The organism is Streptomyces sp. NPDC059909, assembly GCF_042730885.1.
In the GTDB taxonomy this organism is placed as follows: domain Bacteria; phylum Actinomycetota; class Actinomycetes; order Streptomycetales; family Streptomycetaceae; genus Streptomyces.
Genome location: NZ_JBHWKX010000010.1, coordinates 1 through 12,813 on the forward strand (window position 1 = coordinate 1; position 12,813 = coordinate 12,813).

Consider the following 12,813-nt stretch of genomic DNA (forward strand, 5'->3'; position numbering starts at 1 on the left):
GGGCGCGATGACCAAGGCACGCAAAGACCACCCGTACTCACCCCCGCTCACCAGAACACGCTTGAGTGCACTTCAACGGCAGCAGCTCCAAACCCCCACAGGGCCCCCACCCTCCCCCTGGATCATGGGAGACTCGCCTCCATGAACGGCAAGGTGACGTCGGCCCGGACGAGGCTGGAGAGAGGCCGCAGCGCGCTCGGCCCTGCGCTGGAACTGGTACACACGGGCCGCGCACCCACCCGGGCCGTGCTCACCGCCGAGCTGGGCGTCACCCGCGCCACCGCCGGCGCCGTCGCCGCCGAACTAGAAGCCCTCGGGCTGATCCGCGTCGACTCCCGGCCGGGCGCCGCCGCCGGTTCCCAGGGCCGCCCCTCGCACCGGCTGTCCGTCGACGACACCGGACCCGTCGCGCTCGCCGCGCAGGTGCACGCGGACGGGTTCCGGGCCGCGCTCGTCGGCCTCGGAGGGCGGATCGTCGCGACCGCGCCCGGCTGTGTCACGGTCTCCGCCGACCCGGCCCAGGTGCTCGGCGAGGTCGTCGACGCCGGAGCCGCTCTGCTGCGTCACAGCGGCCGCCTCTGCATCGGCGCCGGACTCGCCGTCCCGTCGGCCGTGGCCGAACCGGAGGGCACCGCGCTCAACCCGCTGCATCTCGCCTGGCCCGCGGGCGCCCCCGTCCGCGACATCTTCGCCGAACGCGTTCGCGCGGCCGGCATCACGGGACCGGCCTTCACGGGCAACGACGTCAATCTCGCCGCCCTCGCCGAGCACCGCCACGGCGCGGGCCGCGGCGCCCAGCATCTGCTCTGCGTCGCCACCGGCCACCGCGGCGTCGGCGGCGCCCTCGTCCTCGACGGCCGCCTGCACACGGGCAGTTCCGGCCTCGCCCTGGAGGTCGGCCACCTCACGGTCAACCCCGAGGGCCGCCCCTGCCACTGCGGCAGCCGCGGCTGCCTGGACGTCGAGGCCGACCCCCTCGCCTTCCTCACCGCCGCGGGCCGCGAGCCGGGTCCGGAGGTGTCCCTGCTCCAGCGGTCGCGCGACCTGCTCCGCACGGAGTACGACGACCCCTCGGTACGCGCGGCCGCGGAGGAGCTCGTCGACCGCCTCGGGCTCGGCCTCGCGGGCCTCGTCAACATCCTCAACCCGGACCGCATCATCCTCGGCGGGCTCCACCGCGAACTCCTCGACGCCGACCCCGAACGCCTCCGCGCCGTCGTCGCCGACCGCAGCCTCTGGGGCCGCAGCGGCGGAGTCCCCATCCTTCCCTGCACCCTCGACCACAACAGCCTCGTGGGCGCAGCGGAACTGGCGTGGCAGCCGGTCCTGGACGACCCGCTGACCGTGCTGCCGGCGCGCGCGTCCTGATCCGGGCTGCGGGACGGGTGCGGCCGCCGCCTGCCGCACCGCGCGGAATTCAGGTGTGCGGGCGGACCCGTGTGTCGTACCGTCCGCAGCATGTCTGCCGCTGATCTTCCGACCCGACTCACCCGGCTCACCTTCCATGGCCCCATCTCCGAAGCGCGGGCCGCCCAGCTGGTCGCCCGCCTCGCGCGGCACAGTCCTTCCTCCGTGCTCGACATCGGGTGCGGATGGGGCGAGTTGATGCTGCGGGTGCTGGACGCGGCACCGGACGCCAAGGGCGTGGGGCTCGACCTCAATGCCGTCGATCTCGCGCGCGGGCGGCGCAATGCCACGGAACGCGGGCTCGACGGACGGGTCGAGTTCATCGAGGAGTCCGCCACCGGTACGACACGGGGACCGGCCGACGTCGTGCTGTGCGTGGGCTCCGGTCAGGCGCTGCTCGACGCGGAATCGGCCGCGGACGAGGAGTCGGCACTGTCCGCCACCACCGCCGCACTGCGGGCCCTGCGCGCCCTGGTCACGCCCGGCGGGCGCGTGCTGTTCGGGGAGGGGTTCTGGCAGCGCACCCCCACTCCGGAGGAGCTGACCGCCATGTGGCCGGGCGCCCGCCCGGACGACCATCTGCCGCTCCCGGTGATCGTGGAGGCCGCCACCGACGCCGGATTCCGTGTCGAATGGATCGAAACGGCGACCGAGGAGGAGTGGGAGTACTTCGAGTCCGGCTATCTCGCCGACGACGAGGAGTGGCTCGCCGCCCATGACGGGCACCCACGGGCCGCCGAGATCCGTGCCCGCGTGGACCGCCACCGGGCGAGCTGGCTACGCGGCTACCGCGGGATCCTGGGCATCGTCTACCTCACGCTGGTCCCGGCTGGTTGACGATACGTCACTTCCTCTCACACCGGTGGGAGTTCGATGCGACGGGGCGCTGACACATGGAGCACCTGGAAGCGGTCGCCGACAGCCCTGCCACGGCAAGACCGCGCAACGCACCTACCGGACGGGCTCGCTGCACGCGTGGGCGGCGGCCCCCTCGGCTCCGCGTCAACTGGCCTTTCGCTGTGCGATCTCTCGTTCCGTGTCCTGCCATACGGCATTGCGCTCGGCGGCGTCCTGGAGGTGTTTGCTCGGCTTGGCCTGCTTGAGGCGCCGCTGGTAGAGGCCCGAAGGATGTTCGCCGGTGGCCAGGTGGAGGACGTCTCGAGCCGCTTCGGCCACAGTGCTTCCGATGACGAAGCTCGAGAGCGTGAACATGCTGCGGGTAAGGAAGGGCAACGGAGCGCTCAGTCCGGTTCCGCGCACCGGCCCAGGGCCGTACACGTAGCTGCGGATGCCGCTTCGGCCGTGGCGTTCGTGGAATTCAATGCCCAAGTAGTCGTTGGCGATGGAGATGGTCTCGATGGCCTTCAGGCTCGAGTAGCTGATCTCGCCGTGAAGGTTGGTCCGGTCCAGTCGCTTGGTGACCGAACCGCCTCCTGAAACCGCGATGACACGCGCGTCCCGACCCTTGAGGACCGGGAGGAAGAGGTTGTTGAGGTAGAAGCGAGCAAGGTACTGGGTGGCATAGGTGAGCTCCGCACCTTCGGCAGTGAGAGTGCGCCGCACGGCCGTGCCTCCTGCAGAGTGCACCAGGATGTCAAGAGCTTCGTAGCGTTCCATGTACGCTTCGGCGAAAGCCTGCGTGCCTTTCATCAAAGACAGGTCTGCCGTCAGGACGTCGACCGTGGAGCCGGTCTCGCGGCGGATCCTCTCCGCCGCCTCGGAGGCCACCTTCTCGCGACGTCCTGTGATGACAATATGTGCCCCGAGGCGGGCCAGTTCCAGGGCTGCGTATTCGCCGATGCCGGCCGAGCCTCCCGTGATGAGAGCACGCTTGCCACTCAGGGGTGTTTCGTTGGTCATGGCTGTTTTCTCTCCCGGATTTCGTTTCTCTGTGGGCGTTGGCAGTAGCGGCCGGATCGGTCTTCCGCCGCTGGTCCACGGTTCAGGGGTTCGCTCCACCTGCGGACAGTGCCTCATGGCGGTGGGGCACGCTGAGCTATGCGGCCGATGTCGCTCTGGTTCCACGGGACCGAAAAGGCCACGTAAGCCTGGGCGCAAGAATGTCACGTATGGTGACAAACGTGCCGATGAGCAGAGCGGCGGCAGGGCCTCGCTTCGGCTTGACATCCTTATTGCGGCCGAGGCGGGCCAGTTGCTGCTGGTGCCAGGCACTGTCGAGGAACGCATCGACAGCCTTGCTGCCTGTTATCAGCTGCCGGGCCAGGCTCCGTTCAGCGTTGCCGGTCAGCAGATCACGGGGGAAGCCGGGGTCGTGGGTTATGGGTCGGGCGAGACCGACGACGTCCACTGCGCCGCTGGTCAGCGCGTCCGTCATGCCCTGGCGGGTCCTGAAACCACCGGTCAGCATCAGTGGTGTGGATACTTCCTTGGAGAATCGTTCAGCGAACTCCAGGAAGTAGGCCTCGCGTTGGCGGGTCGAAGCGCGCGGCGAGATTCCTGTGAGCATGGCGGCATTTTCGTAGGTGCCGCCTGAGATTTCGATGAGATCGACGCCTTCCGCTTCCAGGGCCTTGGCCACGGTCAGGGAGTCATCGGGCTCGAATCCACCGCGCTGGAAGTCAGCGGAATTGAGCTTGACGGCGACCATGAATTCTCAGGGGTGGCCTTCCTGACAGCCCGGAATACCTCGATGAGCAGCCGCATACGGTTCTCCAGCGAGCCACCCCACTGGTCGGTGCGCTGGTTGCTCAGGGGAGACAGGAACTGGTTGAGGAGGTAGCCATGGGCGGCATGCAGCTGAACTCCGTGGAAGCCGGCAGCCGCGGCGACCTCGGCGGCGCGGGCAAAGCGGCCGATGATGTCTGTGATCTCCGCTTCCCGCAGGGCGCGTGGGCTACGGAAGAGGCCATCGACCCCTGTGGACAGGGGAACGGCGGAGGGTGCTGTCACGTCCTGCCGGCGTCCCGGCAGTGCGTTGCCACGCATGGTCTGTCTGCCGGGGTGTGAGAGCTGCAGGATGAAGCGGGTCGGTGTGCCGGCGGTCACTGCTGACCAGCGGCGAAAGTTGTCGATGTGGCGATCGTCCTCGATCACGACATTGCGCGGCGCCTCGAGCGAGGAGCCGTCGACCATGACGTTGCCGCTGATCAGCAGGCCGACTCCGGACGATGCCATGGCCCGGTGCGCCTGGATGAGCTGTGCGGTGGGGCGCCGAACCTGTCAGCCAGGTGCTCGCTGGTCGCCGCCTTGGCGAGCCGATTGGGCAAGGTGAGACCGCAGCCCAGGGTGAGGGCTGAGGACAGCGCGGCTTGGCCGGCGTGAGGTGAAGGTGACATGAGAGCCCGGATTGCCTCTCTGAGAGCGACGCGGTGAGCGTTCCTGGACAACGTACATGGACGGTGTACATGGACGGCGTATAGGCGAACATGTACAAGGTACAGTTGTCAACATGGTGAAGAAGCGGGACATCGCTGAGGCGCGTGAGCGGCTGAGCCGCGACGCCATCGTGACGGGCGCCATCGCTTTGGCTGATGCCGAGGGTCTGGGTGCGGTCACCATCCGGCGGCTCGCCCAGTCCCACGGGGTGACACCCATGGCGCTGTACTGGCACTTCAAGGACAAGGACCAGTTGCTCGACGGAATCGCCGAGCGGCTGTTCCAGGAGGTTCAGTTCCCGCCCGTCGATTCCGCGCCCTGGGATGAGCAGCTTCGGGCCGTGCTCATGGCGCTCGTCGCGGCACTGCGACCCCACCCTTCGGTTGCCTGGCTTGCCCGTGACCGCATCTTCTCCTGCGAACCAGGACTCGCGATCGCAGAACGCACTCTCTCGCTGCTGCGCCAGGCCGGATTCACGGCGGACCGGTCCGCGGACATCGGTGGCTTCCTTCTCACCGCAGTGGTCACGCTCGTGTCCGTCGAGCCAGGCTCGGCATACGGAACCGACGCCGAATCCCGCGACGACGCCCTGCGCGTCAAAACTGCCGCACTCAGCGCGCTGTCACCGCGTCGCTACCCCAGCGTGGTGGCTTCTGCAGGGGCTCTGGCGGCGTGCACGGGGCCGGACTCCAACCATGAGCTGGGCATCGGCATGATGGTGACCGGCATCGTTTGCATGGCAGACGGGCGCGTCAGCAGTCGCTGAGACGCTTGGTGCGCCGGTCCGGGCCCGCCGAATACGGCTTCGGTGGCAGCGCGCATCTCCTCGGCCGCACGTCGGATCGCCGCCGGCGCACGAGATCGGGCCTGCCCGCGAAGGGTCGTACATGGCGCGCTGCCCGGCCCCCGCCTGATGCCTGGATCACCTTGGGGGCTCGTGCCCCGACGTAGCCGTGCTCCCGCAGCAGCTCGCGGGTGGTCTCGATCTGACGCTCCTGGATGCGCCGGCGATGGTCGGGAGCATCCGCGAGAACCCTGTGTACTCCCCGGGTGGTACGCGCAGTGTCGCTGGCCGTACGACGACTCGGACCCCCTCCCGGAGCGAGCCTCGAACCAACGAAAGACGGTTACGAGCCACCGAGGAGTCGAAAGCCATGAACACCCTTGCCCACAACGGGCCCGGCCCGTGGATCCTGTTCTTCCCGCTGATCTGGGCCGCCGTGATCGTCGGCGCCGTCGCCGTTCTGCGCCGCACGGTCTGGCGCGGCCGGCGCGGACCGTGGCAGCACGGTCCGATGAACGGCGAGCAGTCGCCGATTGCCGTACTGGGCCGCCGGTTCGCCGCCGGTGAGATCGACGAGGACGAGTACTGGCGTCGGCTGTCCGTCCTGGACGAGCAGTTCGGCCCGCACTCCAAGGGCGGTGCGGCATGACGACCGCGACCGCCGGCACCTCCATCCGCACCGCCGTCCGCGTCGTGGACGCCGTCAAGGTCTACGGCGCGGGCGACACCGAGGTCCGCGCCCTGGACGGGGTGAGCGTCGGCTTCCCGGCCGGCCGCTTCACCGCGATCATGGGGCCGTCCGGCTCCGGCAAGTCGACGCTGATGCACTGCGCGGCCGGGCTCGACACGCTCACCTCCGGCTCCGCCCTCATCGGCGACACCGACCTCAGCACCCTCGACGACCGCGGACTCACCCTCCTGCGCCGCAAACGCATCGGCTTCGTCTTCCAGGCCTTCAACCTGATCCCCACCCTCACCGTCGCCGAGAACATCACGCTCCCCGCCGATCTGGCGGGGGAGCGCCCCGACCAGCGATGGCTCGACACCCTCATCGACGTCGTCGGCCTGCGCGACCGGTTGCACCACCGGCCCGCCGAACTCTCCGGCGGCCAGCAGCAGCGCGTCGCCGTCGCCCGCGCCTTCGCGGGCAGCCCGGACGTCGTCTTCGCCGACGAGCCGACCGGCAACCTCGACTCGCGCTCGGGCGAGGAGGTACTGCGGCTGCTCGGCGATGCCGTACGCCGCACCGGCCGTACGGTCGTCATGGTCACCCACGACCCGGTCGCCGCGGCCCACGCGGACGAGGTGGTCTTCCTCGCGGACGGCCGCCTCGTCGACCGCATGGACGCGCCCACCGCAGGCAAGGTCCTCGACCGGCTGAAGGCCTTCGACACCTCCGACGACGTCGACATCTCCGACGACGTCGACGCCATCGCCGGCACCAAGGCGGCCCCGAGGGTGCGGTCATGAGCGCCGCAACGACCGCCGCCCGGCTCAGCGTCGCCTCCCTGCGCGCCCACAAACGCCGCTTCGCCGGCACCTTCACCGCCGTACTGCTCGGGGTCGCCTTCCTCGCCGGCACCCTGGTCATGGGCGACACCCTGCGGGCGGGCTTCGACACCATGTTCGGCAATGCGACGAGCGGCACCGACGCGGTCGTCCGCAGCGCCGACACCATCACCGTCCCCGGCGAGGCCCAGGGCACCCGCGAGCCCGTCGACAGCGCGCTTGCCGAGCGGATCGCCAGGACACCGGGCGTCGCCGCCGCCGTACCGAACATCCAGGGCGCGGGCCAGCTCATCGGCCGCGACGGAAAGCCGATCGGCGGCCAGGGCCCGCCCACCCTCGCGGGCAACTGGATCGACGACCCCGAGCTCAACCCGTACCGGCTCGCCGAGGGTCGGGACCCCGCCAGGCCCGGCGAGGTCGTCGTGAACCGCGGCGCCGCCAGGACCGGCGGACTCAGGACCGGCGACACGACCGTCCTGCGCACCCCCGACCCCGTCCGGGTCACGGTCGTCGGCCTGGCGACCTTCGGCGGCGAGGACGGCATGGGCCAGGTGACCTTCACCGGCATGACCCGCGCCGACGCCGAGAAGTACCTCACCCCGAAGCCGGGGCAGGCGTCGAGCATCCTCGTACGGGCCGGACCCGGCACCGGTCAGCAGGACCTCGTCGACGCGCTCACGCCCGTACTCCCGCAGGGCATCGAGGCGATCACCGGCCAGGAGTCCGCGCAGGAGAACACGGACATGATCTCCGGCCAGTTCCTGACCCTGTTCACCACCTTCCTGCTCGTCTTCTCCGGCGTCGCCCTGCTCGTCGCCACCTTCTCCATCCACAACACGTTCGCGATCGTCGTCGCCCAGCGCACCCGTGAGAACGCGCTGCTGCGTGCGCTCGGCGCGTCGCGGCGCCAGGTCCTCGGATCGACGCTCGCCGAGGCCGCGGTCGTCGCCGTCGTCGCCTCCGCGGCGGGACTCGTCGGCGGCATCGGCGTCTCCGCGGGGCTGCAGGCGCTGTTCCCCGCGATCGGCTTCCCGTTCCCCGAGGGTGACCTCGTCGTCAGTGGGCTGTCCCTTGCGCTGCCGTTCGTCGTCGGCATCGCCGTCTGCCTCGGCTCCGCGCTGCTGCCGGCCGTACGGGCCGGACGTACCGCGCCCCTCGCCGCGCTGCGCGAGACCGCCGTCGACCGGTCCGGGGCCTCTCGTGGACGCGCCGTCACGGGTGTCGTGCTGGTTCTGGCCGCCGTGGGAGCGGCGCTTGCCGGTGTTCTCGCCACGCCGTCCCTGTGGCTCGCGGGGGCCGGGGGAGTCCTGGCCCTCGCCGCGCTCGTCGTTCTGGGCCCCGTGGCCTCCTCGACAGCCGTACGGATCCTGGGAGCGCCGCTGGACCGGCTGCGCGGGGTCACCGGACGGCTGGCCGTGCGCAATGCGCTGCGCAGCCCCCGGCGCACCGCCGCGACCGCGAGCGCGCTGATGCTCGGTGTCGCCGTGGTCTCGCTCTTCACGGTGTTCGGCGCCTCGCTGAAGGCGACCATGGACCGGACGGTGTCCCGCTCCTTCGCGGGCGATGTGGCGGTCAGCGCCCCCGCGTTCGGCGCGGGCGGCAGCGGCCTCAGCCCCCGGCTCGCCCCGGCGCTCGACCGGCAGCCCGAGGTGGCGACCGCGGTCGGCCTCGGCCGTGGTGTCGCCGAGGTCGACGGACAGGGCCGCGCCCTGACCGTCGCCGATCCGGCCGCCGTCGGCGAGGTCTTCGACCTCGGCACGGTGGCGGGCGCCCTCGCCGGACTCGGCGGCGACGGCATCGCCCTGACCCGCGACGAGGCGGAGACCCGCGGTCTGCGGCTCGGCAGCACGACCGAACTCACCTTCACCGACGGCACGCAGCGGTCCTTCACGGTCCGAGCCGTCTACGACCGGTCCGAGCTGGTCGGCGACTACCTCCTTACCCGCGAGGCCTGGGCCCCTCACCGCACCCAGGACGCCGACACACTCGTCGCCGTCTCCTTCACGGACGGCGTGGACGCCGCCGACGGCAGGGCCGCGGTCGAAAGGGTCGCGCAGGCGTACGGCAACCCCGAGGTGCAGACGCGCGACGAGTACGCAGCGTCGTCGGCGGGCGGGATCGACATGATGCTCACCCTCGTCTACGCGCTGCTGGCGCTGGCCGTGCTCATCGCCCTGCTCGGCATCGCCAACACCCTCACCCTCGCGATCCATGAACGCACCCGCGAACTGGGCCTGTTGCGCTCCGTCGGCCAGACCAGGTCCCAGCTGCGCGCCATGGTGCGCTGGGAGTCGGTGCTGGTCGCCGCCTTCGGTACGGCCGGCGGGCTCGCGCTCGGAGGCTTCCTCGGCTGGGTGCTGGTCAAGGCGTCCGACGGCGCGAGCGACACGGCCTTCGCGTTCGCGCTTCCGCCTGAACGGCTCGCAGTGGTCGCGCTGGTGGGGCTCGCGGCCGGGGCGGTCGCGGGCCTGCGGCCCGCACGCCGGGCGGCCCGCCTCGACGTACTGCGGGCCATCGCCACGGAGTGAACGATGGGCCGGGCTCCTGCCGCGGACGGACGAAGTGACCCGCTCCGCCCGGTCAGCCGGAAACGGCCGGCCGGACGGCGGCGGGTGTACGGGGCTCGGACGAGGCCCCGGGCTCCACGACCGCGAAGGGAGCGCCGGCCGGCACAGGGGAGCCGGCCGCCGAGGGAGCGTCAGCCGCGAGGGAAACGCCGGCCGGCACGGGAGAGCCGGCGGCCACAGGCTCGGCGACGACGGGGGAGCCGGCGGCCACAGGCTCGGCGACCACGGGGGAGCCGGCGGCCACGGGCTCCACGGCCACGGGAGAGCCGGCGGCGACGGGAGCATCGACGGCCACCGGCACGCCGGCCCTCGCCCTGTACGCACCGGCGACCACGTACGGAGGTTTCGCCGCGCCCATGGGAAGCGTCGTCGGGAGCGTGAACCAGACGACCTTGCCGTGCTCGCCCTTGGACAGCACACCCCAGCTCTCGCTGAGGGCCTCGATCAGCGCGAGCCCGCGCCCGGTGGTCTCCAGCGGTTCGGCGGTGCCGATCACGGGAAGCCGGGGGTCGTGGTCGTGCACCGAGACCGTGAGACGGTCGAGCAGCAGCTCGATCTCGACGGTGCAGACCTTGTCCGGCTCGGCGTGCCGGTGGACATTGGTCAGAAGCTCTGTGACGCCGAGCGCCGCAAGGTCGATCAAGGGATCGAGTTGCCAGTAGCGCAGTTGCGCCGAGACGATCCTGCGGACCTGACCGATCCGCGACGGGAGGGCTTGGAGCTCCACCCTGCAATGCCTGCTTGCCTCGCTGATCACGGCTGCGACTCCCCGAAATAGGTCCGGAAGAAGACGAAGGAACGGATCCAGCAGTTGGCTGCCTCTGCTGTTTGCGCCGGCGGGCTGGGTCACAGTGTCACCGCCGGTGAACCCTGAGTGATGTAGTCAAGCGTGAACCCGGGGTGACGACTTCGCAACTCCGCGCACACGAGGCGATCAACGGCTCACGCACCACAGAGGGCACAGCTGTGCCACGCCTGGTGCCTCGCAGGTGCGCCGCCCAGGGCCACGGTCGGCACCGGATGGGCACGGTCAGTCGCTGCTGCCGCCCGCCTTGCGCAGCGCGTCCAGGAACCGCCCCGCCATCGCCGTACCGTCGAGCGTGCGGCCGTCGTCCGCCCGGCCGGGCCGGTCCATGGTCAGCCGGTAGCGCGTGCCGTTGACCGTCGCGACCATGCTCTCGTCACCCGCGAACCAGGGCTTCCCCGCCCGTACCGCTTCCACCGGCGCACTGTCGATCACCCGGCCGTAACTGGTCAGCAGCGCGAGACGGCCGTCCTCGATGAGGACTTGACCGGCCTTGGTGAGCGAGCGGGGCCACCGCTCGATCCGCACACCCGTGGCGTTGAACTCCGGCTCCCGCATGGCCGTCCGCCCCCTTCGCACCAACTCCTGCACCTCAGTCTGCCCACGTCTGCGCACGGACACCAGAGCGCATTCCGGCACCGTCCCACAAGGAGGTGCTATGGAACCCCAAAGTGAACGTTTGTGCAGGTGAGGGGCTTATGGTGGTCAGTGGGGAGTGTGCTGGGGCAACGGCCGGCGGGCGGCGGTGCAGCGGGCAGTGAAGCCGACAAGGTGAGGAGCGGGGCGCATGGGTACATACGAGGCGATGGCCACCATCGATGTCGACCGCAGCGATCCGGAGTACCGGGCGTGGCTGAAGGAGGCGGTGCGCAAGGTGCAGGCCGACGCGAACCGCTCGGCCGACACCCACCTGCTGCGCTTCCCCCTGCCCGAGGAGTGGGGGATCGACCTCTACCTCAAGGACGAGTCCACCCACCCCACCGGCAGCCTCAAGCACCGGCTTGCCCGTTCGCTGTTCCTGTACGGGCTCTGCAACGGCTGGATCAGGCCGGGCAAGCCCGTCATCGAGGCGTCCAGCGGCTCGACCGCGGTGTCGGAGGCGTACTTCGCGAAGCTGATCGGGGTTCCGTTCATCGCCGTGATGCCCCGTACCACCAGCGCCGAGAAGTGCCGGCTGATCCAATTCCACGGCGGACAGTGCCACTTCGTGCAGGACGCGTGGAAGATCTACGAGGAGTCCGCCGCGCTCGCCGCGCAGACCGGCGGCCACTACATGGACCAGTTCACCTACGCCGAGCGGGCCACCGACTGGCGCGGCAACAACAACATCGCCGAATCGATCTACCAGCAGCTGAAGTTGGAGCGCTACCCCGAGCCCGCGTGGATCGTCGCCACGGCCGGGACGGGCGGCACGTCGGCGACCATCGCCCGCTACGTGCACTACATGCAGTACGACACCAGGATCTGTGTGCCCGACCCGGAGAACTCCTGTTTCTTCGACGGCTGGACCCGGCACGACCCGCTGGTCACAAGCGACTGCGGCTCGCGCATCGAGGGCATCGGACGCCCGCGCATGGAGCCGAGCTTCGTGCCCGGCGCCATCGACCGGATGATGAAGGTGCCGGACGCGGCGACCGTCGCCGCCGTACGCGCACTGGAGCAGGCCATCGGCCGCAAGGCGGGCGGTTCCACCGGCACGGGGCTGTGGAGCGCCCTGAAGATCGTCGCGGAGATGGTGGCCGAGGGGCGCAAGGGCAGTGTGGTCACGCTGATCTGCGACCCGGGCGACCGCTATCTCGACAAGTACTACTCGGACGAGTGGCTGGCCGGACAGGGGCTCGACATCGCCCCCTACACCGAGGCGATCGACCAGTTCCTGGGCAGCGGCGTCTGGCCGGACTGACTCAGGCCGCGGCGGAGGCGAGACGGCGGTCGAGGTTGCGTACGGCGTCGCGGAAGGAGCGGCCCACACCAGGGCGCGCAAGTCCCATGACAAGACGCAGTGGTGCGGTGCCGTCGACCGCCATCGTCCACCGCACCCGGGTCCCGGATCCGGTGGGCGTGAGGCGCCACTCCTCCAACATGGCCTGTATGCCCGGCGCGTTGGTCTCGTCGACGCGGTACGCGTACCGCTCGCCGGGCTCCGCACTCATGATCGTCTCCTGGAACCGGGTGCCGCCGCGCAACCGGACCTCCCGGCCGGCGCCCCCTGCGGTCGGCCTGGCCGAGGTGACTGCCGTGAACCAGGCGGGCCAGCCCTCGACATCCTCCGCGAGCGCGCGGTACACGGCCGCGGGCCCGGACCGCACCTCCGCCACGAAGACGAGCCGCAGCGGTGCGGACTCCGCGAAGTCGAGTTCGACGGGCCTCAGTCGGTGAGCCATGAGAGGTACCTCCGTGGACGC

At 70.6% G+C, this 12,813-nt stretch carries 12 protein-coding genes and 1 pseudogene; 7 read left to right on the forward strand and 6 right to left on the reverse strand.

All coding sequences use genetic code 11. The annotated features are described in order from the left end of the window. Positions 1-141: 141 nt before the first annotated feature. Together ACFV9O_RS09775 and ACFV9O_RS09780 are read left to right on the forward strand one after the other, a co-directional pair. Positions 142-1,368 carry an ROK family protein gene (locus ACFV9O_RS09775; protein ID WP_385414688.1) on the forward strand — a complete coding sequence of 409 codons (1,227 nt, stop codon included), beginning with the start codon at positions 142-144 and terminating at the stop codon, positions 1,366-1,368. Positions 1,369-1,458: 90 nt separating this feature from the next. Next, a complete protein-coding gene (locus ACFV9O_RS09780) occupies positions 1,459-2,244 on the forward strand; it encodes an SAM-dependent methyltransferase (RefSeq protein ID WP_385414691.1) in 786 nt (261 codons plus the stop codon). Positions 2,245-2,409: 165 nt separating this feature from the next. Here ACFV9O_RS09780 and ACFV9O_RS09785 read toward each other — a convergent pair whose 3' ends face one another. The 3 genes from ACFV9O_RS09785 to ACFV9O_RS09795 all read right to left on the reverse strand — a co-directional run bounded on the left by ACFV9O_RS09785 (position 2,410) and on the right by ACFV9O_RS09795 (position 4,560). After that, positions 2,410-3,267: an SDR family NAD(P)-dependent oxidoreductase gene (locus ACFV9O_RS09785; protein ID WP_385414694.1), complete on the reverse strand. Its 858-nt coding sequence runs from the start codon at positions 3,265-3,267 to the stop codon at positions 2,410-2,412. 136 nt (positions 3,268-3,403) lie between these two features. Beyond that, positions 3,404-4,015 (reverse strand): hypothetical protein, encoded by a 612-nt coding sequence (locus tag ACFV9O_RS09790; protein ID WP_385414697.1) that lies wholly within the window; start codon positions 4,013-4,015, stop codon positions 3,404-3,406. After that, positions 3,949-4,560 (reverse strand): hypothetical protein, encoded by a 612-nt coding sequence (locus ACFV9O_RS09795; protein ID WP_385414986.1) that lies wholly within the window; start codon positions 4,558-4,560, stop codon positions 3,949-3,951. The genes ACFV9O_RS09790 and ACFV9O_RS09795 overlap by 67 nt, the downstream gene beginning before the upstream one ends. Before the next feature lie 256 nt (positions 4,561-4,816). Between ACFV9O_RS09795 and ACFV9O_RS09800 the strand changes: the two genes are divergently transcribed. From ACFV9O_RS09800 to ACFV9O_RS09815, 4 genes are all read left to right on the forward strand, one after another. Continuing rightward, positions 4,817-5,509, forward strand: a complete 693-nt coding sequence (locus ACFV9O_RS09800) for a TetR/AcrR family transcriptional regulator (RefSeq protein ID WP_385414699.1) — start codon at positions 4,817-4,819, stop codon at positions 5,507-5,509. 388 nt (positions 5,510-5,897) lie between these two features. Then, positions 5,898-6,176, forward strand: a complete 279-nt coding sequence (locus tag ACFV9O_RS09805; protein WP_385414702.1) for an SHOCT domain-containing protein — start codon at positions 5,898-5,900, stop codon at positions 6,174-6,176. Beyond that, positions 6,173-6,997, forward strand: a complete 825-nt coding sequence (locus ACFV9O_RS09810; protein WP_385414705.1) for an ABC transporter ATP-binding protein — start codon at positions 6,173-6,175, stop codon at positions 6,995-6,997. Before ACFV9O_RS09805 ends, ACFV9O_RS09810 begins: the two co-directional genes overlap by 4 nt. Next, a complete protein-coding gene (locus ACFV9O_RS09815) occupies positions 6,994-9,564 on the forward strand; it encodes an ABC transporter permease (RefSeq protein ID WP_385414708.1) in 2,571 nt (856 codons plus the stop codon). Before ACFV9O_RS09810 ends, ACFV9O_RS09815 begins: the two co-directional genes overlap by 4 nt. Before the next feature lie 358 nt (positions 9,565-9,922). On the opposite strand, the pseudogene ACFV9O_RS09820 reads toward ACFV9O_RS09815, so the two are convergent. Both ACFV9O_RS09820 and ACFV9O_RS09825 read right to left on the reverse strand, forming a co-directional pair. Continuing rightward, positions 9,923-10,360: pseudogene (locus tag ACFV9O_RS09820) on the reverse strand (ATP-binding protein); the annotation flags it as partial. Positions 10,361-10,633: 273 nt separating this feature from the next. Then, positions 10,634-10,966, reverse strand: a complete 333-nt coding sequence (locus ACFV9O_RS09825) for a hypothetical protein (protein ID WP_385414709.1) — start codon at positions 10,964-10,966, stop codon at positions 10,634-10,636. A gap of 229 nt (positions 10,967-11,195) precedes the next feature. On the opposite strand from ACFV9O_RS09825, the gene ACFV9O_RS09830 reads away from it, so the two are divergent. Then, the gene (locus ACFV9O_RS09830; RefSeq protein WP_385414712.1) at positions 11,196-12,311 is read left to right on the forward strand and encodes a PLP-dependent cysteine synthase family protein; all 1,116 of its coding nucleotides are present in this window, start codon (positions 11,196-11,198) and stop codon (positions 12,309-12,311) included. Position 12,312: 1 nt separating this feature from the next. Here ACFV9O_RS09830 and ACFV9O_RS09835 read toward each other — a convergent pair whose 3' ends face one another. Then, positions 12,313-12,792 (reverse strand): SRPBCC family protein, encoded by a 480-nt coding sequence (locus ACFV9O_RS09835; RefSeq protein ID WP_385414715.1) that lies wholly within the window; start codon positions 12,790-12,792, stop codon positions 12,313-12,315. Between the last annotated feature and the right edge of the window lie 21 nt (positions 12,793-12,813).